Annotated in this window: 17 protein-coding genes; 10 read left to right on the top strand and 7 right to left on the bottom strand. The window is 66.4% G+C overall.

What is annotated here, in order from left to right:
• Window positions 1-65: 65 nt before the first annotated feature.
• Both B9C43_RS12900 and B9C43_RS12895 read left to right on the top strand, forming a co-directional pair.
• A complete protein-coding gene (locus B9C43_RS12900; protein ID WP_143446305.1) occupies window positions 66-1,202 on the top strand; it encodes a sensor histidine kinase in 1,137 nt (378 codons plus the stop codon).
• Window positions 1,199-1,789, top strand: a complete 591-nt coding sequence (locus B9C43_RS12895; RefSeq protein WP_033384246.1) for a response regulator transcription factor — start codon at window positions 1,199-1,201, stop codon at window positions 1,787-1,789. Before B9C43_RS12900 ends, B9C43_RS12895 begins: the two co-directional genes overlap by 4 nt.
• Here the strand turns inward: B9C43_RS12895 and B9C43_RS12890 are convergent.
• The 7 genes from B9C43_RS12890 to B9C43_RS12860 are packed head-to-tail and all read right to left on the bottom strand — an operon-like array spanning window position 1,786 to window position 12,871.
• Window positions 1,786-2,856 (bottom strand): ADP-ribosylglycohydrolase family protein, encoded by a 1,071-nt coding sequence (locus B9C43_RS12890; protein WP_084426370.1) that lies wholly within the window; start codon window positions 2,854-2,856, stop codon window positions 1,786-1,788. The genes B9C43_RS12895 and B9C43_RS12890 overlap by 4 nt on opposite strands.
• Window positions 2,856-4,655: a hypothetical protein gene (locus B9C43_RS12885; RefSeq protein WP_084426368.1), complete on the bottom strand. Its 1,800-nt coding sequence runs from the start codon at window positions 4,653-4,655 to the stop codon at window positions 2,856-2,858. The genes B9C43_RS12890 and B9C43_RS12885 overlap by 1 nt, the downstream gene beginning before the upstream one ends.
• The gene (locus tag B9C43_RS12880) at window positions 4,652-5,155 is read right to left on the bottom strand and encodes a hypothetical protein (protein ID WP_200825538.1); all 504 of its coding nucleotides are present in this window, start codon (window positions 5,153-5,155) and stop codon (window positions 4,652-4,654) included. The genes B9C43_RS12885 and B9C43_RS12880 overlap by 4 nt, the downstream gene beginning before the upstream one ends.
• Window positions 5,152-5,616 (bottom strand): hypothetical protein, encoded by a 465-nt coding sequence (locus B9C43_RS12875; RefSeq protein ID WP_084426366.1) that lies wholly within the window; start codon window positions 5,614-5,616, stop codon window positions 5,152-5,154. The genes B9C43_RS12880 and B9C43_RS12875 overlap by 4 nt, the downstream gene beginning before the upstream one ends.
• Window positions 5,613-12,008, bottom strand: a complete 6,396-nt coding sequence (locus B9C43_RS12870; RefSeq protein WP_143446304.1) for a WXG100-like domain-containing protein — start codon at window positions 12,006-12,008, stop codon at window positions 5,613-5,615. Before B9C43_RS12870 ends, B9C43_RS12875 begins: the two co-directional genes overlap by 4 nt.
• A 3-nt stretch (window positions 12,009-12,011) precedes the next feature.
• Complete coding sequence (locus tag B9C43_RS55540) at window positions 12,012-12,329, bottom strand: WXG100 family type VII secretion target (protein WP_143446303.1); 318 nt, start codon at window positions 12,327-12,329, stop codon at window positions 12,012-12,014.
• A gap of 14 nt (window positions 12,330-12,343) precedes the next feature.
• Window positions 12,344-12,871: a YbaB/EbfC family nucleoid-associated protein gene (locus B9C43_RS12860; RefSeq protein WP_084426360.1), complete on the bottom strand. Its 528-nt coding sequence runs from the start codon at window positions 12,869-12,871 to the stop codon at window positions 12,344-12,346.
• A 414-nt stretch (window positions 12,872-13,285) separates the two neighbouring features.
• On the opposite strand from B9C43_RS12860, the gene rpsL reads away from it, so the two are divergent.
• The 8 genes from rpsL to rplW all read left to right on the top strand — a co-directional run bounded on the left by rpsL (window position 13,286) and on the right by rplW (window position 19,997).
• Window positions 13,286-13,660, top strand: coding sequence for a 30S ribosomal protein S12 (rpsL, locus tag B9C43_RS12855; protein WP_025361387.1), 375 nt, complete (start codon window positions 13,286-13,288; stop codon window positions 13,658-13,660).
• A 1-nt stretch (window position 13,661) separates the two neighbouring features.
• On the top strand, window positions 13,662-14,132 hold the full coding sequence (rpsG, locus tag B9C43_RS12850) for a 30S ribosomal protein S7 (RefSeq protein ID WP_033384230.1): 471 nt from the start codon (window positions 13,662-13,664) through the stop codon (window positions 14,130-14,132).
• Between the two features lie 42 nt (window positions 14,133-14,174).
• Window positions 14,175-16,274, top strand: coding sequence for an elongation factor G (gene fusA / locus B9C43_RS12845; RefSeq protein WP_084426358.1), 2,100 nt, complete (start codon window positions 14,175-14,177; stop codon window positions 16,272-16,274).
• A 145-nt stretch (window positions 16,275-16,419) separates the two neighbouring features.
• Window positions 16,420-17,613 carry an elongation factor Tu gene (gene tuf / locus B9C43_RS12840; RefSeq protein ID WP_033384229.1) on the top strand — a complete coding sequence of 398 codons (1,194 nt, stop codon included), beginning with the start codon at window positions 16,420-16,422 and terminating at the stop codon, window positions 17,611-17,613.
• Between the two features lie 407 nt (window positions 17,614-18,020).
• The gene (gene rpsJ / locus B9C43_RS12835; RefSeq protein ID WP_003938093.1) at window positions 18,021-18,326 is read left to right on the top strand and encodes a 30S ribosomal protein S10; all 306 of its coding nucleotides are present in this window, start codon (window positions 18,021-18,023) and stop codon (window positions 18,324-18,326) included.
• A 39-nt stretch (window positions 18,327-18,365) separates the two neighbouring features.
• Window positions 18,366-19,016: a 50S ribosomal protein L3 gene (rplC, locus tag B9C43_RS12830; protein WP_033384228.1), complete on the top strand. Its 651-nt coding sequence runs from the start codon at window positions 18,366-18,368 to the stop codon at window positions 19,014-19,016.
• A 1-nt stretch (window position 19,017) separates the two neighbouring features.
• Window positions 19,018-19,701, top strand: a complete 684-nt coding sequence (gene rplD / locus B9C43_RS12825; protein ID WP_033384227.1) for a 50S ribosomal protein L4 — start codon at window positions 19,018-19,020, stop codon at window positions 19,699-19,701.
• The gene (gene rplW, locus B9C43_RS12820) at window positions 19,698-19,997 is read left to right on the top strand and encodes a 50S ribosomal protein L23 (RefSeq protein WP_033384225.1); all 300 of its coding nucleotides are present in this window, start codon (window positions 19,698-19,700) and stop codon (window positions 19,995-19,997) included. Before rplD ends, rplW begins: the two co-directional genes overlap by 4 nt.
• The last annotated feature ends 11 nt before the right edge of the window (window positions 19,998-20,008 follow it).

Genomic DNA, 20,008 nt, shown 5'->3' with positions numbered 1-20,008 from the left:
CGGTCAGTAGTCGTCGCCGTCATGACCTGGGATGACAGGTGTCATGTGCTGTTACGTTGAAGAACGTGTCGGAGACCGCCCTGGAGCCGTTGCGCCGGATGACCCGCAGGATGCTGCTGTTCACCGAGCTCATCGTGCTGCTGCCGCTCTTCTTCCTGCTGCGGGAGGGCAGCAACCCGTATGTGCTCGTGGTGATCGGGATCGGCACGGTCGTGATCATCGTGGTGCGGATGCGCGACACCCTGAGCCTGATGCGCGGGTCGTGGCAGCCCTTTCCCGACAGCCACGTCTTCGGTCTGTCGGCGCTGGCGCTCGGGATGACCGGCCTCGCGTGCGCGATCGACGCGGGTGCGGGTGGTTTCAGCACGATGTTCGTCGGTATGGCGGCGTCCGAATTCTTCGTCGCCCGAGCACTGCGCGACGCTTGGCGCAGAGTCGGCGTCGTTGTCGTGGTCGAGGTCGCGCTGCTCACGGTCGTGCTTATGCTCACCGGGCAGCGGGACTTGCTGGACAACGTGCTGATCGGATCGTTGATCATGACAGTCGTGCTGTCCCTCAGCGTCGGCCTGACGTACCGCCAGTGGGAAGGTGCGCTCAAGCTCGAACAGGCCCGCCGGGACGCCGCCGAGCTCGCCGCGACCAGGGAACGCCTGCGGCTGGCCGAAGATCTGCACGACATCCTGGGACACGCACTGGAAGTCGTGTCGCTGAAGAGTGAGCTGGCGGTCCGGCTGACCGATCAGGAGAAGTCGAAAGCCGAAATGGTCGAGGTACAACGCTTGGCCCGCAACGCTTTGCGTGACGTGCGCGCGCTCGCGCAGGGCAACCGGCCGACCGACTTCGCCACCGAGCTCACCGGTGCCCGCACACTGCTGGACTCCGCGGGGATCTCGTGTGACTTCAGCGCTGACCCGGCCGTGCTGACCAACGGCGAACGGGACCTGTTCGGCCGGGTACTCCGGGAAGCCATGACCAACGCGTTGCGGCACTCCGATCCCCGCAGCTGTGGTGTTTCCCTGGTGGCCAAACCGAATGAGGTGGTCCTGCGCGTGGTGAACGACGGCGTGGCGCCGCTCCGATCGGCCGAGGACGGCAGTGGCCTGGCGAGCCTCGCCAGGCGGGTCAAGGAGGCCGGCGGTTCGTTCACGGCCGGGACGGTCGATCCCGCGTCCTTCGAGGTGATTGCGAGCCTGCCGAGATGATCCGCGTGGTACTGGCCGACGACGAGCAACTGACCAGGCAGGCCGTGGCTTCTTTGCTGGGGCTCGAACCCGACCTGGAAGTGGTCGCGGACGTCGACGACGGCTCGAAAGCGTTGCTGGCCATCGCCGAACACCGGCCGGACGTGGTCGTCCTCGACCTCGAAATGCCCACAATGGACGGCCTGCGGGTGCTCGAGCTGACCGACGTGAAGGCGATCATGCTCACCCGGCACGCCCGGCCAGGTGTGCTGCGGCAAGCGTTGTCGTTGGGCGCCAAAGGCTTCTTGGCGAAAACGGCGCCTGCGGCGTTGCTGGCGGACGTGATCCGCCGCGTGCACGCCGGAATGCGTTACGTCGACCCGGAATTCGCGGCCGAAGCGCTCGCGGAGAACCCGTGCCCGCTCACTGATCGGGAGCTCGAAGTCCTCCGCATGGTCGACGATTCCCGTACCGCACCGGACATCGCGCGCGCCTTGAACCTCTCGTCCGGGACCGTGCGCAACTACGTCTCGTCCGCGATGGCCAAACTCGGCGCCAGGACTCGCGCCCAGGCAGCCCGAATGGCCCGTGACAACGGCTGGATCTAGGTCGGGGCGAACGGGAAGCCTTCGTAGAAACCGGCTTCCTGGGGTGGGCTGTTGCCGAACTCAAGGCAGGCCAGGTCGGCGAGTTGCTGGATCGGCTCGGCCAGCTCGATTCCCTCGACGTGGTGCTCTGGGATTTGCCGTGACCCACAAGAGGCTCCGGCCAACGAGCCGGCGATGGCCCCGGTTGTCGCGGTGTCACCGGAGATGATCAACGCGGGCCCAAGCGCGTTGGGGAACCTGAGGCTGGCGTTGGCGGCTCTCGCGCCGATCGCCAGCGCGCCGAGCGCGGTCGTGCTGTCGCCGAACCCGTCCATCGTGGCCGGGTCAAGCCGGGGAGGCTCGAAGATCGCCTTGTGCACCGCGGTCAGCGCCGCTGAGACGGGTTCGTGGTGTTCCCAGCTTTGCAGTGCGTCCAGCGCAGCCACGATGGCGCGCTGCAGGTCTCCGCTGTCGAAAGCATGCTGCAGCATCACGGCGTACGCGCCTGCGGACAGGTACGCATTGGGATGTCCGTGCGTCATCGCGCCGATTCGTGCGCCGATCTCGAACACCACGGACGAGTCGTCGCTCCACAACGCCGCGACTCCGGACCTCAGCAGCGCGGAGTTGCCCTGCGAGTCGTTGATCGGCTGCTCGACCGTGCCCAGTTCACCGCCCTCGGCGTACGTCCGGATCGCCTCGACCGTGGTCCGGTCGGCCCATCGGCGCTGGAAAAGCTCGCTGTTACTGGGGAACCACCCGTCCTGCTCGGCCAGCAACCAGCGCCGCAGCGACCGCCTGATCTCCTCGAGACGGTCGGTTTCGTGCCAGCTGCTGCGGATGTGCGAGCGGATCATCGCGTCGACGCCGAGCAGGGTGAGTTGCATGTCCGACGTGATCGCGCCGGGGCGGCCGAACACGTCGGCGAATTCGCCCGGGCCCAGTGGCCCGTACTTGTGCACGATCGCCGGGCCGCTGTCGAACCGCACCCCGGAGCCGAGCGCGCCACCGACCGCAGCGCCGTAAAGCCAGCCGCGGACCGACAGCATCATGGTCCTCGGGTCGGCGTTGCGCAGGCCCGATCGCATCACGTACCTCCGTCCGAACTGGCCGCCGCGGCCGGGACCTCCACGATCTGGCCCCACTTCAGGTAGTAGCCGGTCGGGTTGGCGAGGAAGTACGCCTGCGTGCCGGACGACTTCGTGAAACAGGACAGGACCTGCCACTGGCCGGTCAGCCGCAACCGCCGCGGCGTGGGCGACACCTCGGCCGACGGCGGCACGATCTGGTCGAACGACGTGCCCGGCGGGTACAGCATCAGCGAGGTGGTGTCGCCGAACTGGTCCACCTCGAAGTCGGTGACGTGGATGTACGAGAACCGCTCGAAGTTGTCGCCGAGGGAGGGATCCGGCGGGCTTGGCTGGTTGAGCACCTCCCACGCCTCGATCAACTCACCCTCTTCGCGCTGCAGGTTCGGGTAGTTCTGGTAGATCTGGCCGATGATGAAGGTGGCGGCCTGTGAGACAACGTCGAAGACGTGCTCCAGTTCGCGCCGGTCTTCGTTGGCCCAGTACCAGAACGCGGCGTACCGGTCGCCTTCGCGGACCAGGCACCAGGCTTCGTCCTTGATCTCGCCGAGGCTGTAGTAGCGCGTGCTGACCTGGTAGCGGATCGCGAAGTCGCGGATCGCGAAGACGGCGCGATCCCAGTCGTCGCGGACAGTGGCTTCCGGCTCGGGCCGGTCCATGGCCAACGCGGACGCCCGGCCCATCGCGATCCTCGGCACCGAACGGGGAACCTGGTAGTCCACCGACCGGATGTGGTCGACCAGATCCGGCGCGGGCGGGACGTTGTGCTCACGTAGGTAGTACGCGACGGCGGCGGACCACACCCACTTGCCGTCGGTCAGGAAGGCCATCGGGACCTTGTCTTCCCGCTCCGGGTGCAACAAGTCCGGCGACAACCCCCGTGACGACAGGACAACCGCGCACGACTCCAAATAGGACAGGATGCTGTCCCGCTCGGCGCTGGCGATCGCGGGCCGATAAGCGACCGGCCGCTGGTTCGGGGCGATGCCGTCAAAAACCCTGGCGAGCAAGGAATACGGCTTTTCTTCCTGCTCTTGCTGGGTTCGTGCGTTTTCCACCGCGGACTGGTAGCCGCTGAGCACCTGACTGGTCAACCAGTCCGGCATGGCAGCCGCCTGCCTTGGCAGGTAACGCAATTCATCAAGATAATCACCGGGCTCGAAGCCGTCACCCGGCTCATCGTCGTACTCGACAACGGCCGGGGCACCCCGGTTGAGCTGATAACGCGCGCTGCACCACGTCTCATGGCCAGGCCTGTACGACACCATCCGAAGCCGGTGGAACCATTGCCCGACAATGGCGGGCGGCGACCAATGCAGAACCTTGTCGCCCTCCATGGTGACCTTGGCGACGAGCACCATCCGACCGCCGATGGCCCGGCAGTTGATCTCGATCCGCTGCCACCCCTGAGGCGCACCGGCGACGACAGCAATGCTCAAGTCCGTCACAGCCGAGGCAGTGTTGGGCGCGACATCCTCGTCGGCGTTGACCAACAAAGGGAACCTGGGAAAGCCCTTGGTGACGCGCAAACTGTGCCGGTGCTGCGTGACCACGGTGTCCGAATCCGGCGCGACATACCCAAGAATCGGGTCAACGTGATCCAACCCGTCCACGCGCAGCGTGAAAACAGCCTCCGGAAGACTCCGGGAAAGACGATGGACGAACGTGCCGTCCTCAAGCCGCTCGAATTCGGCTGACGGTGTGATGGCAGGCGGGGCCACCAAGTCGACAGTGCCATCCGGACCTTCGGAGCACTTGTAGACGATGCCCTGGTGGACCGCGAACAACTGGTCCGTCATTCCCCTGCCTCCCCGTTATCCGCACTAGGCGTCTGTCCACTGGTGCTTTCCTGCTTCGGCGGCAGGATGGTGTGGAAGGTGTTCTGTGGTTCTTCGCCTGCGGCTCGGCGGGCGAATTCGTCTTCCCACATCGTGAACGTCTGTTTCCGCAGTTGGGTGACGAGAGCTCGCTCTTGAGGTCCGAGCTGCCGTCGCTCTTGTTCCGCTTGTTCGCGGATGCCTTTGATGGTGTCGTACAACGCGAAGATCGGCCCGTCACCACGCAGGTAGTAGGCGCGTTCCGCTTCGGTGGCGTCGATGAACTCGGCGTCGTTGACGCGGTCAATGTCCGCGTGCACGTCGAACAGAATGCGGTCGATCAGGTCTGTCGCGAGGTCGAATTCTGCTGCGCGGAGGTTGAGCCGGTGGCCGTACAGGTTGCCCTCGGCGTCTTCGGTGATCCGGTACGTGCTGTTGAAGTACTTGTAATAGCTCGGTACCGGGATCAGGTTCACGCTCATTCGCTTGCCTCCCGCTTCGGCGGCAACGTGCTGCGGAAGGTGTTCTGTGGTTCTTCGCCTGCGGCTCGGCGGGTGAATTCGTCTTCCCACATCGTGAACGTCTGCTTGCGCAATTGGGTGACCAAGGCATTTTCGTGGGGTTCGAGCCGGTTTCGCCCCTCACGTTCGGCTTGGTCGATGATGCCCTGGATGGTGTCGTACAGCGCGAAGATCGGTCCGTCTCCGACCAGGTAGCGGGCGCGTTCGCGCTCAGTCGCGTCGATGAACTCGGCCTCGTCGATTTCATCGATATCCGCGTGCACGTCGTACAGGACCCGGCGGATCAGGTTTGTCGCGAGGTCGAACTCTCCGGTGCGCAGATTGAGCACGTGGCCGTACAGGTTGCCCTCGGCGTCTTCGGTGATCTTGTAGGTCTTGTTGAAGTACTTGTAGTAGCTCGGTACTGGGATCAGGTTCGTCATTCTTCTGATCCGCCTTCTCGTTCTTGGAGTGCGCGTTGGTAGAGGGCTCGCTGACGCAAGAGGATCGCGTTCTCGAGAGCTCGCTCCTGGTTGCTCATCTCGCGTTCCTCGCTCGTCGCGATCGATTGGAGATCGCGGCGCACTTCGTAGAGCGCGTGGTCCCACTTGGCCACTACTTCGACCTTCGCCAAGTGCAGCCGGAACTCGCCGATATGACCGTTGGGCAGCCGCACGTTCATCTGTATGTCGCAGTACCCACTGCCTTGTGGTTTCTGGAACCGGTCCTTGTAGCGAACGATTTCGAAACCGGTGCCGTCCTTGATGACTGCCTTGTCCCGCAGCACGGCGAGCGCGTCGTAGATCTGGTCGAGCCGGTCGAAGACGATCATCGAGCCGACCAGGTCGACCAGTCTGGACGGGTCGCCGTCGTAGTCGTCGTTGATCTTCTTCATGGCCCGCTCGGGGTCTTTGAGGGTTTTCGGGTTCCGGTGGCCCGCGGTTCCACCGAGATCCTTGGCGATCGGGCTGACGATGTCGATCAGTGCCTGCTGGGCAGGCCGCCCTGTCTTGTACATGCCGTCAAGGAATCGCCGGACCGCTGCCTCGTCATCCGTCCGGTGCCAGATCTCTTTGTAACCGGGCTGGTGCAGATCCTTTTCCGGGGTTGGGACAACTCGATCGGCCATCGCCTGGGACGCCCGTTGCTGCACCTCGTCGACCTCTGGGCCCTGTGCTTTGGGCGAGGCCGCGATCTCATCGTTGATCGCCTCGTGGCCGCGTGTGTCCACATCTTCGACGGCCTTGATCAGGTGGGGGATCGCGTCGGGGTGGACCAGCAGCGACGCCAATGTCTTCGGCGTGTGCAGCAGGGAGCGTTCCAGGTAGTCGGTCCGCTCGATCACCTGCACCAGATCTGGGTGGTTGCCGAGGCGGCCGGTGATCACGTCGCGGACCGGCAGTTCGACCTTGTCGTCGCCGATCTTGACTTCGATCTGGGCGTCGGTGTTCAGCGCCGCCTGGACTTCCGGACGGTCGAGATACCTGGCGACGTCCTCGACCGTGTACGGCGTCCGTGGTGGGGGACTGTCGTCCTCGCTGCGGCTGTAGGCCGAAGACGGTGCGTCGGTCGGCACGTCCTTGCCCCATGTCGGCGTGTGCCCCGGTGGGTACGGGCTGCCGTCGGGCGGGAGCGGTTTGCCGTCCGGGCCGAACCTCGTCCACTCGCCGTTCGGTGGCCACTTTGGACGAGTCTCGCCGCGTTCTGTTGGTGTGTCGTCGGTCTGCGCGGCGAACAAGTTGCCGTCGTAGTCGGCCCACGCGTCGCTGTGCGGGGCGGTGACTTCGATGCCAAGGCGTTGGGCCAGGCGCGCGGCGACGCCGTCGAGTTCCTTGCCTGTGCCGCAGCCGGTCAGCAGGATCGGTGTCTTTCCGTCCCAGTCCGGGTTGGCGTGCAGGATCTCCGCGATGTCCGCGTCGCCGATGTTCATCTTGCCCGACCGGACCGTGTGGGCCGAGCCGTGCATGTCGACGACGAAGTAGCCGGGGATCGGCCTGATCTGCTTCGCGGTGTAGTGGTGGTTCTTCTCCGACGTGTCGAAGATCGCCATGCCCGACTTGGTCGCGACCATGTCAGGGCGGAGGCGGTCCAGACGCTCGTCGCTCAGCTCACCGAGCCGTTCGCCGAGCGGTTTCTCGTTGCGTGGCTGCGGTTCGCGCTCGGCGATCTCCTGGACCGGCTGACGCGTGCCCACGTCATCGCCGTCGGCGACCTCCCGCAGCCAGTTGGACACGTCCCGCGCCGGTTGTTGCTGCTGTTGCCAGTCCCGCTCGGTCGTGGTGACCGGCGGACCCTGGTGCGCGGGCGGCTGCGCCGGTTGCTGGTTCGGCGCAGGTTGCGTCTGGTGGTACTGCGGCCGTGGCACCGGTTGCGTCGGCTGGCTCGGGGCGGGCCTGGGTGGCGGTGGCGCCGCGTTCGGGTTCGGCCCGAAGCCTGGCTGTCCACTGGGGACGGGGCGATGTTGTTGCGGTGGCGGCAAAGGTGCCGGGTGCGACCGCTGCGGAGGCGGCTGCAGCTGACCCTGGTGCTGCTGCCACGCGTTCGGTGCCGGCGCGGGGCGCCGCGGCGGCGGGATCTCCTCCAGCTGCAGGTGGAGGGTGTTCGTGTCCTTGTGGAACCCGTGGCCGACGACCTTGAACCTGGTGCCAGGACCGAAGAGGACTTCACGCTCGTGCGGGTTGTGCGACAGCGCCGAGACATCGCGGCCGGTGTACGACCGGATCTGCATCCGCACCTGGCCGTCGATCGGCCGATGCACGTTCGGGCCCGATGCGCTGGTGAATGAACGCTCGGTGACCTCCATGCCCTGCTGGTACCGGGCAGCGAACTGCTCGGGGAAGTTCGTCCGCACAACGCGAGTGACGACGCCCTGGTGGATCGGCATCTTGTTGAGCGCGGAACTGGCCATGCGGATCTGCGCTTCATGGCGCTGCAGCGTGGGGAAGTCGTTCTCCCGCAACGCCTTGTTGACCGTGACGGCGGTGTTGTGCGCGGTGTACCCGCGCAACGCGATCAGCTCGTCACGCGGAATGTGCCGCAGATGCGGGTTGCGGGCGAGGGCTTCGTCAACCCTTCGCGCGTCCTGCTCGAACCAGTTACGCGGGATCTCCTGCCGCATCCGGACCGCGTCCTGTTGCGTGGCATGGAAATCCGGCCGGTTCTCGAAGAACAGCGGGGCATCCGGTGGCGCGAGCGGTGCGCCCTGCGGTCGATACTCCGGACGCAGCACGTCAGTGGGCCGTGCGTCATGCAGATGTGACGGCGGCGGCGGTCCAGCCCGCCGCGTCCAGTCATGGCGATCGGCCTGAACGGGCCGATGGGTGGACGGATCCTGCCCGAACTGCGGCGGGTGCTCACCACGACGGAAGGCGCGGCTGGGCCCGTTGTCCCCGACATCGCGCCAATCCGGCGTGTGCCCAGGCGGCGACGACTGGGTGTGCGGCGTGCTCGTCCCGTCGGCCTTGAAGGTCTTCCACTCGCCATTAGGCGGCCAACCCGGCCGGAAGTCGCGTTTGGGATCGTGCTGCGAGCTGCTGGCGAACAAGTTGCCGCGCTCGTCGACCCATGCGTCCTTGGTCGGCGCCGTGACCTCACCGCCGAGCTCGCGCGCAAGCTGCGACGCGACACCGTCAGCCTTGGCACCGGTCTGACAGCCGACGAGAAGAATCGGCTGCTTCCCATCCCACCCAGCGGCCCGGATGATGTCCGCAGTGTCCTTAATGGACACGTTATCCCGCTGGCCCGCCATGAGCTTGTCGGAAGTGCCGTGGACATCGACGACGAAATGCGTCGGATGCGGCGGGACTCCGTAGGCAGAACTCCTGTGCGAGTTGAACTTGTGGTCGTGCCGCGCAATGAGAACGCCCGCCTGCGTCGGCTTGACGAAATTGCGGAGGTCTTTCAGGTGCGCGGGCAGCTGGATGGAACTCGGCCGCGGTGCGGGCGGTTGCTCGTTGCCGGTCCTCGCAGGCGGCAGGTCGAGATCGCCGCTGACGGAGAAGGCGGTTGGAGAGCGGAGTGGTCCCGCGACGGCTGCAGGCTGTTCGGAGCCGTGGGTGTCCGTGGTGTGCGGGGTGGGGCTTGGGCCGGGTTGGCCTGGCGTGGGGCCCGTTGGTCCAGGTTGACCGTGGACGGGGCCGCCGGCTCGTGCCGGGTCACCGGTTGGGCCGGGCGTTGGTGAGGGTCGGTCGGTGGGCGATGGTCCGTCGGTGCGGCTGGGTGTCGGTCCGCCGCCAGGCCGGGCGGAGTCGCTGGGTTGGCTGCCTGTGGGCGACGGGCCGGTGTGGGTTGGTGCCGGACTGCCTGGCCGTGTCGGGTCGCTGGCGGTGCCGGGGGTTGGTCCGGCTTGGCGGGTTGGGCCTCCGCTGGGCGTGGGGCTGGCTGGCCGTGCGGGGTCGCTGGTGCCGCCAGGGTCGCCGGTGGTGCGTGGTCCGGGCGTGGGACGTGGCGTTGGGGACTCGGAGCCGCCCGGCCGTGCCGGGTCTGTGGTGGTGCGGGGACCCGGCACAGGGGTTTGTTGACCACCCGGTTGGCGTGGCACGGGCGCCTCGGCTGCGGTCGGCCGGGGTGTCCCTTGTGGACCATCCGAGGGGGATGGATCGTTCGAGCGGGAGGTTTGGGCTGGAGTGAGCGGCGGCGTCGACTGAGTGGGTCCGGCCACCTGGGTGATTGAGCCAGGGCTGGTTCCCGTGGTGGGGCCGGTGTCTCGCACCATGCCGCCGGGGGTTGGCGCTGGGGTCTCGCGGACTGCGCCGCCCTGCTGGCTGGGTGCTGGGGTTGCCGGTGTGGCTGGACCTCGGTCGGACTGTTGACCGATGGGTGTGTTGCCGAGCCGGTCCGTGCCTGGGGTTGGGCCGCTGGATGGCGGACCCGCCACTGGGCTGCCGCCAGGTGTGGACGGTGTGTGAGTGCCGCCGCCTGCGCCACCCGCTGGACCCGCCATGGGGGCCGCCATGGGCATAGGTGCGGCACCCACTGGGCCGCCTGTTTGTCCCGAGGTGGGGCTTGGACCAGGCGTGGGACCGCCCGGCGCCGGTGTCGGGCTTGGCGTGGGGCCGCCCGCGACTGGACCGCCCGGAGTCCCGCCTGCGATCGGTCCGCCGGGCGTGGGGCCGCCGGGTGTAGCGCCGGTGACAGGCCCGCCGGGAGTGGGGGCACCGGGGATACCGCCGGTGGCAGGTCCACCGGGCGTCGGGCTGCCTGGGGTAGCACCTGCGACAGGTCCGCCGGGCGTTGCACCGCCGCTGGGGGTCGGTCCGCCGGGCGTGGGACCACCGGGAGTCGGCGTTCCTCCAGTGACCGGGCCTCCGCCGGGTGTAGGACCGCCGCTGCCAGGGACAGGACCGCCCGGAGTGCCGCCGGTGGCAGGTCCACCTGGGGTGGCGCTGCTGGGACTTGGGCTGCCTGAGGCCGGACCGCCCACGCCGGCACCGGTTGCCGGACCGCCTCCCGATCCACCAGCACCAACTGGGCCGCCGCCGGAAGACACCGCGCCTCCGGGACTAGAAGCGCCTCCACCGGAAAACCCTGCAGGCCCACCACTGGACGGCGCGCCTGAGCTCAGACCCGACGTGCTCGGCGCCGCCGACGCCCGAGGAGCCCCACCACCAGAAGAACCAGAAGAACCAGAAGAACCAGAAGAACCACCTGAAGTCCCACCGCTCGCGGGCGGAGGCGGTGGCGCCCCTTGTGAAGCACCAGCAGTCGACGCACTGCTTGAAGTCGCCTGCGGCGGAGGCATTGCCGCGCTTGGCCGAGACGAAGAGTCCTGGAACGCCGAAGGCTGCGAAGACTCTCCAGTCTGGACAGGCCGAGGCGAAGGCGTCGAGTCCGAAGTGGACGAGGAGGACGATGAAGCCGGCGGTGGGGCCAGTCCCGATTGGACAGTCCCGGTGTCCTCGGACACGTCCGGCACGTCAAGGTCCGTATCAACCCCGGCGACGTGCTGTTTCGCCCCGCTCAAGCCTCCGCTGACCCCGCCGGACGACGCGCCTTGGGCCACGTTCTCCAGGCTGAAGTTGCCGGAGATCGCGCCTTCCACCGCGGCCGTCGCCGCGCCGGTCACGCCTTCCTGTACCGCTTCCCGTGCGACGCTCTTGGCGAGTCCGTCGCCGAAGCCTTCGCCGAGGACCTTGCCCGCGCCCGCCGACGCCGCTCCGCCGAGCACTCCGCTGATCGCGCCGGACTTCACCGCGTCCAGGGTCAGGCCCGCGTCGAATTCCTCCCGCGTTCCCTTCGCCATCTGGAACAGCTGGATGCCCGCGTCGATCGCCACGTTCGCGGCGACCTCGGTCGCCACCGAGAACAGCATCCGGCGCAGCAGGCTCTTGCCCACCTGCTCACCCAGCCGCTGCACCAGGTTTCGGAAGATCGTCACGATCACCTGGCGCGTGGCCAGCTGCGCGGGCAGGATCCCCGCAAGCGAGCCGCCGAAGGTCGCGAACGCCGCCGCCGTCAACGCGATGATCTGGATCAGCAGCGCCGCCAGTGCCGCCCAGATCGACAGCTTCGCGTACTCGATCTGCATCGCGCAGTTGCGGCAGGCTTTCGCCAGCGCCTCCGAGCCTTCTTTCAGCTTCTCGAACGCCGCTTCGTCGCCGCCGACGAACTTCTTCCAGAATTCATCGAACTGTTGCGCGGCTTCACCTTCCATGTTGCCGCGCGCCTCTTTGACCGCACTGTCCGCGGCTTTCATCGCCGCGTCGATGTCCTGTGCCGCGCTCTCCCAGACCTCGGCGAGGCGGATCATCGCGTCCTCGTTGCCCTTCGGCCATTCACCGCCGAGCACCCATGGCGCGATGTCCTTGACGAACTCGGGTGGCTCCATGATCGCCATAGGTCAGACCTGCGTGTTGTCGAAGGTCTGCGCGCTGGATTTGTCCGTGCCCTCATGGGCGTCGGCTTGCGCTTTGAGGTTCTTGGCGATCTGCGTCAACGCCGCCGCGACGTCACCGACCGCTTTGCTGATCGCGTCCGCCGCGGGCACGTAGTCCTTCGCGAAGTTCTGGCCCGACTCGTCGTCGCCCCACGGCTGGCCCTCCGCCTGCAGCTTCGCTTTCAGGTCACTGGCGTCCTTGGTGAAGTCCGTTCCCACGCCGTCGAGTCGCGTCGCACTCCCGCGCACCCCGTCGGGGTTGATCTTCAACTCGCTGCTCATCGCCAATGACCCCCTCAGTCCCGGCGGAACATCTGCTGGTTGCCGTAGTAGTCGTCGTCCGCTACCGGCTCTGACGGACGGGAACGCGAATGCGTTTCCTCTTCTTCGTCCTCCGGTGGGTCGATCCGGAACAGATCACGCAACGACGGTGCTCCCGGCACCAGATCCGGCAGGTCGATCATGTCCTCGTCCGGGGTGAACTGGCTCGCCTCGCGCTGCACCTCGGTCCGCACGCCTGCCGCTGCTTTGCGGATCACACGTGTGATCTCCGACGCCAACTGCTCGGGCGTGCGCTCGTACGCGCGCGATGTGAGCGACAGTTCCGTCAGGTTGCCGGTCATGTCCACCCTGGCCCTGATCACACCGTCGTTCGACTCCGCTTCGCCGGTCAGCGCGCTCATCCGGGCCTGCGCCTCTTTGAGGTCGTCAGTGCGCCTGCGCACCTCTTCCATCATCTGGTCGACCTGGCGGCGCAACTCCGCGTTGCGCTCCGCCATGCGCTCGGCGTCGAAATCCGGTTCGGACAAGGCCCCGGCTCCCATCGGTGACAGCTGACTTGCGGAATGTACCCGGCTGTGCAGACAGCGGTGGGTCCTTCGGCCCAACCGATACTTCGCAGCTGGGAATAACTCGGTGTCCAGCCGTTGTTAACCCAACGTGCCGGTCTGCCCGACCCCCGTTTTGCCCGCGCGGAACGGGCCAGGTATCTTTGCTAATCGTGCCTGACTGATGTCGGGCCGCTCCGTGTGCCTGTCGTCGGTGAAATCCACGACGCAACCGGCACGGAGACCTCCCAAACCCCGTTGGGATGCCGCGGTTGTTGTCAGTGGCGCTGTCCCGCACGGGCCGACGAGGAAGGGCGACACGCCCGACCTCGGGTTACGGCGGGGCCAGGGGGAACACAGCAGAACCACGGACAACCGCCATGAAGAAGCAGTCGTAGAGAAAGCCGGTCCATGCCCACGATCCAGCAGCTGGTCCGTAAGGGCCGCCAGGACAAGGTCGCCAAGACCAAGACCGCGGCGCTCAAGGGGAGCCCGCAGCGGCGCGGTGTGTGCACGCGTGTGTACACCACCACGCCCAAGAAGCCGAACTCGGCGCTGCGCAAGGTCGCCCGTGTCAAGTTGACCAGCGGCATCGAGGTCACCGCCTACATCCCTGGTGAGGGTCACAACCTCCAGGAGCACTCGATGGTGCTCGTGCGTGGTGGCCGTGTTAAGGACCTCCCGGGTGTTCGTTACAAGATCATCCGCGGCTCACTGGACACGCAGGGCGTGAAGAACCGCAAGCAGGCTCGCAGCCGCTACGGCGCGAAGAAGGAGAAGAGCTGAGATGCCCCGCAAGGGACCGGCCCCCAAGCGGCCGCTGATCTCCGACCCGGTCTACAGCTCCCCGCTGGTCACCCAGCTGATCAACAAGGTGCTGAAGGACGGCAAGCGCTCCGTGGCCGAGAAGATCGTCTACGGCGCGCTGGAGGGTGCTCGCGACAAGACGAGCACCGACCCGGTCGTCACGCTCAAGCGTGCGCTGGACAACGTCAAGCCGGCCATCGAGGTCAAGCCCCGCCGTGTCGGTGGTGCCACCTACCAGGTGCCGATCGAGGTCAAGCCGGGCCGCAGCACCACTCTCGCACTTCGCTGGCTGGTCAGCTACGCGCGTAGCAGGCGCGAGAAGACCATGGTCGAGCGCCTCATGAACGAGCTGCTCGACGCGAGCAACGGTCTCGGGGCGAGCGTCAAGCGCCGCGAGGACACGCACAAGATGGCTGAGTCCAACAAGGCCTTCGCCCACTACCGCTGGTGATCTAGCCAGCCCAACGACTCTGCAAGACAGGGGAAGATTCTCGTGGCACTCGACGTGCTCACCGACCTGGCCAAGGTCCGCAACATCGGGATCATGGCTCACATCGACGCGGGTAAAACCACGACGACCGAGCGGATCCTGTTCTACACCGGGATCAACTACAAGATCGGCGAAGTGCACGACGGCGCCGCGACGATGGACTGGATGGAGCAGGAGCAGGAGCGCGGCATCACGATCACGTCCGCCGCGACGACCACTTACTGGGCCGACCACCAGATCAACATCATCGACACGCCTGGCCACGTGGACTTCACCGTCGAGGTGGAGCGTTCGCTCCGCGTTCTCGACGGTGCCGTCGCCGTTTTCGACGGCAAGGAAGGTGTCGAGCCCCAGTCCGAGCAGGTCTGGCGGCAGGCCACCAAGTACGACGTCCCGCGGATCTGCTTTGTCAACAAGATGGACAAGCTGGGCGCGGACTTCTACTTCACCGTGCGCACCATCTCGGAGCGGCTCGGCGCCAAGCCGTTGCCGATCCAGCTGCCGATCGGTGCCGAGGGCGACTTCATCGGTGTCATCGACCTGATCCACATGCGCGCGCTGACCTGGCGCGGCGAGGTGAAGAAGGGCGAGGACTACACGATCGAGGAGATCCCGGCCGACCTTCTCGACAAGGCCAACGAGTACCGCGAGGCGCTGATCGAGGCCGTCGCGGAGACCGACGACGACCTGATGGAGAAGTACCTCGGCGGCGAGGAGCTGACGGTCGAGGAGATCAAGGCCGCGATCCGCAAGATCACCATCTCGCGCAGCGCGTACCCGGTTCTCTGCGGCTCGGCGTTCAAGAACAAGGGCGTGCAGCCGATGCTGGACGCGGTCATCGACTACCTGCCGTCCCCGTTGGACGTGCCGGCGGTCCAGGGCACCCTGGTCGACGGCGAGACGGAGGCCTCCCGCCAGCCGTCCACCGACGAGCCGTTCTCGGCGCTGGCGTTCAAGATCGCCGTGCACCCGTTCTTCGGCAAGCTCACCTACATCCGGGTCTACTCCGGCCGGGTCGCCACCGGTTCGCAGGTGATCAACTCGACCAAGGAGCGCAAGGAGCGCATCGGGAAGCTCTTCCAGATGCACTCCAACAAGGAGAACCCGGTCGGCGAGGCCATCGCGGGCCACATCTACGCCGCGATCGGCCTGAAGGACACCACCACCGGTGACACCCTGTGCGACCCGCAGCAGCCGATCATCCTCGAGTCGATGACCTTCCCCGACCCCGTCATCGAGGTCGCGGTCGAGCCGAAGACCAAGGCCGACCAGGAGAAGCTGTCGACCGCGATCCAGAAGCTGGCCGAGGAGGACCCCACCTTCAAGGTCAAGCAGGACGAGGAGACCGGCCAGACGATCATCGCGGGCATGGGCGAGCTGCACCTCGACGTGCTGGTCGACCGGATGCGCCGCGAGTTCAAGGTCGAGGCGAACATCGGTAAGCCCCAGGTGGCCTACCGCGAGACCATCCGCAAGACGGTCGAGAAGCTGGACTACACCCACAAGAAGCAGACGGGTGGGTCCGGTCAGTTCGCCAAGGTCATCGTCAAGCTGGAGCCGTTGGCGACCACGGACGGCGCGCTGTACGAGTTCGAGAACAAGGTCACTGGTGGCCGCGTTCCGCGTGAGTACATCCCGTCGGTGGACCAGGGTGCGCAGGACGCCATGCAGTACGGCGTGCTCGCCGGCTACCCGCTGGTCGGCCTGAAGCTGACCCTGCTCGACGGTGCCTACCACGAGGTCGACTCGTCGGAAATGGCGTTCAAGATCGCCGGTTCGATGGTGCTCAAGGAGGCCGCGAAGCAGGCCAGCCCGGTGCTGCTCGAGCCGTTGATGGCGGTCGAGGTGACCACCCCTGAGGACTACATGGGTGACGTCATCGGTGACCTGAACTCCCGCCGTGGCCAGATCCAGGCCATGGAGGAGCGCAGTGGCACGCGTGTCGTGAAGGCGCTCGTTCCGCTGTCGGAGATGTTCGGCTACGTCGGCGACCTGCGGTCGCGGACCCAGGGCCGCGCGAACTACTCCATGCAGTTCGACTCCTACGCCGAGGTTCCCACGAACGTGGCGAAGGAGATCATCGCAAAGGCGACGGGGGAATAGCCCCGAAAACCGGAGCACCACACAACGTGTGGGCTCTCCGGGGTTCCCCCCGGGGTCCGCACAACCGACCCTGATGACCCGGCAGGGCGAAGAGAAATCTATTCTTCGCCCTTTCGGATAAGAACAAGTCCAGGAGGACAATCCAGTGGCGAAGGCGAAGTTCGAGCGGACCAAGCCGCACGTCAACATCGGCACCGTCGGTCACATCGACCACGGCAAGACGACGCTTACCGCGGCCATTTCCAAGGTCCTGCACGACAAGTACCCGGAGTTGAACCCCTTCACGCCGTTCGACGAGATCGACAAGGCGCCGGAGGAGAAGCAGCGCGGTATCACCATCTCGATCGCTCACATCGAGTACCAGACCGAGAAGCGGCACTACGCGCACGTCGACTGCCCGGGTCACGCTGACTACATCAAGAACATGATCACCGGTGCCGCCCAGATGGACGGCGCGATCCTGGTGGTCGCCGCGACTGACGGCCCGATGCCGCAGACCAAGGAGCACGTGCTGCTGGCCCGTCAGGTCGGCGTGCCGTACATCATCGTCGCCCTGAACAAGGCCGACATGGTGGACGACGAGGAGATCCTCGAGCTCGTCGAGCTGGAGGTCCGCGAGCTGCTGACCGAGTACGAGTTCCCGGGCGACGACGTCCCCGTGGTCCGCGTCTCGGCGCTGAAGGCCCTCGAGGGCGACCCGGAGTGGGCCGCCAAGCTGCTCGAGCTGCTGGACGCGGTGGACGAGAACATCCCCGAGCCGCAGCGTGAGACCGACCGGCCGTTCCTGATGCCGATCGAGGACGTCTTCACGATCACCGGTCGTGGCACGGTCGTCACCGGTCGTATCGAGCGTGGCGTCGTGAACGTCAACGAAGAGGTCGAGATCCTCGGCATCAAGGAGAAGGCCATCAAGACCACCGTCACCGGTGTCGAGATGTTCCGCAAGCTCCTTGACCAGGGCCAGGCCGGCGACAACGTGGGTCTGCTGGTGCGTGGTGTCAAGCGTGAGGACGTCGAGCGCGGCATGGTTGTTGCCAAGCCGGGCACCTCGACCCCGCACACCGAGTTCGAGGCGCAGGTCTACATCCTGTCCAAGGACGAGGGTGGCCGCCACACGCCGTTCTTCCAGAACTACCGCCCGCAGTTCTACTTCCGTACGACCGACGTGACCGGCGTCGTGACCCTCCCCGAGGGCACCGAGATGGTCATGCCGGGCGACGACACGAAGATGACCGTCCAGCTGATCCAGCCGATCGTGATGGACGAGGGCATGCGGTTCACCATCCGTGAGGGTGGCCGGACCGTGGGCGCCGGTACGCTGACCAAGATCATCAAGTGATCTAGGTCCGAATATCGGACCCCGATTTGGACGCCGTATTTCGGTATGGCATCCTGTATAAGTTGCTCGTCGTGGGGCGGCCGGGTTTCCGCCAGGAAACCGGCCGCCTCCGCGCGAGGGCAGTGGCCTCGATCTTCGGGTGTCGCTGCCGCGAAGGACAAAACAAGGGTTATGCCGGAAATTCTGTTGAGCTTCTGGCCGCCCGTCCCACGACGTCAGGTTCTCTCCCTGCAGATCAACCGCGGGTGGAACGAAATGACTGTGGGACCGGTCTGTGAAAGTTGGGCGACACGCCCGACCGCGTGGACCGGGAACCATGACTTGTGAACAGGGAGAGCGGAGCCTCCACGGCTGTACGCAGCCAAGCGCTCTGACAGGGACATCACGGAAGGAACGGCAAAGCCACCATGGCGGGACAGAAGATCCGCATCCGGCTCAAGGCCTACGACCACGAGGCGATCGACGCCTCCGCGCGCAAGATCGTCGAGACCGTGACGCGTACCGGCGCTCGGGTCGTTGGGCCAGTGCCGCTGCCGACCGAGAAGAACGTCTACTGCGTCATCCGCTCGCCGCACAAGTACAAGGACTCGCGCGAGCACTTCGAGATGCGCACGCACAAGCGTCTGATCGACATCCTCGACCCGACGCCGAAGACGGTCGACGCGCTGATGCGCATCGACCTGCCGGCCAGCGTCGACGTCAACATCCAGTAAGCGCCTGCGCGCGAGAAACGCAGCGGAGAGAACGAGACCATGTCTGACAGGCAAGTGAAGGGCATTCTGGGCACCAAGCTCGGCATGACCCAGGTCTTCGACGAGTCGAACCGGGTCGTCCCGGTGACCGTCGTGCAGGCCGGGCCGAACGTGGTGACCCAGGTACGCACCCAGGACAACGACGGCTACACCGCGGTGCAGCTGGCCTTCGGGGCCATCGACCCGCGCAAGGTGAACAAGCCGCAGACCGGGCACTTCACCAAGGCCGGCGTGACCCCTCGGCGAGTGCTCGCCGAGCTGCGCACCACTGATGCGGACTCATACGAGGTCGGCCAGGAGATCACCGCAGAGGTGTTCGAGGCAGGCACCGTCATCGACGTCACCGGCACCAGCAAGGGCAAGGGCACCGCGGGTGTCATGAAGCGGCACGGCTTCAAGGGTTTGAGCGCCTCGCACGGTACCCAGCGCAAGCACCGCTCCCCGGGTTCGATCGGCGGGTGCGCCACCCCGGGCCGCGTGTTCAAGGGCTTGCGGATGGCCGGCCGCATGGGTCACGAGAAGGTGACCACCCAGAACCTGACCGTCCACCGGGTCGACGCCGAGTCCGGCCTCATCCTGATCAAGGGTGCGGTTCCGGGCCCCAAGGGCGGCCTGGTGTTCCTCAAGAGCGCCGCGAAGGGTGGTGCGTGAAATGACCAGCGTTGACGTTCGCACCCCGGACGGCAAGACCGACGGCTCCGTCGAGCTGCCCGCGGGCATCTTCGACGTGCAGGCGAACATCCCGCTGATGCACCAGGTTGTCGTCGCCCAGGAAGCCGCAGCGCGGCAGGGCACGCACGACACCAAGACTCGCGGCGAGGTTCGCGGTGGCGGCAAGAAGCCGTACCGCCAGAAGGGCACCGGCCGGGCACGTCAGGGTTCGACCCGCGCTCCGCAGTTCGTCGGCGGTGGCGTTGTGCACGGTCCGACTCCGCGGGACTACAGCCAGCGGACCCCCAAGAAGATGAAGGCTGCCGCGCTGCGTGGCGCTCTCTCCGACCGGGTTCGTGCCGGGCAGCTGCACGTCGTGTCCTCTTTGGCCACCGGCGAGCAGCCATCCACGAAGGACGCCCGCAAGGTGCTCGCCGACATCACCAGCGCGCGCAACGTTCTCGTTGTGCTCACCCGGGATGACGAGCTGAACCTGCTGTCGGTGCGCAACCTGCCGAACGTGCACGTGTTGTGGCCGGACCAGTTGAACACCCGCGACGTGCTCTTCGCCGACGACGTGGTGTTCACCAAGGACGCGTACGAAGCCTTCGTGGCCGGCCCGATCGCGGGTCGCTCGGCCAAGGCGACCGCTCGCTCCAGTGAAGTTGAGGAGGAGTCGAAGTGATTCCCGACCCCCGCGACATCCTGCGCGCGCCGGTCATCTCGGAGAAGTCCTACGGCCTTCTCGAGGAGAACAAGTACACGTTCCTGGTCCACCCGGACGCCAACAAGACCGCCATCAAGATCGCGGTCGAGAAGGTGTTCGGCGTGAAGGTCATCAGCGTGAACACGCTGAACCGGCAGGGCAAGCGCAAGCGCACCCGGACCGGCTTCGGTAAGCGCAAGGACACCAAGCGCGCCATCGTGACGTTGTCCGCTGACTCGAAGCCGATCGAGATCTTCGGCGGCCCGGCCGCCTAAGGGAACGAGGA

The organism is Kibdelosporangium aridum (assembly GCF_900176515.1).
Classification (GTDB): Bacteria; Actinomycetota; Actinomycetes; order Mycobacteriales; family Pseudonocardiaceae; genus Kibdelosporangium; species Kibdelosporangium aridum.
The sequence above is the reverse complement of the archived record's forward strand: the minus strand, read 5'-3'. Positions and strand labels throughout refer to the sequence as shown.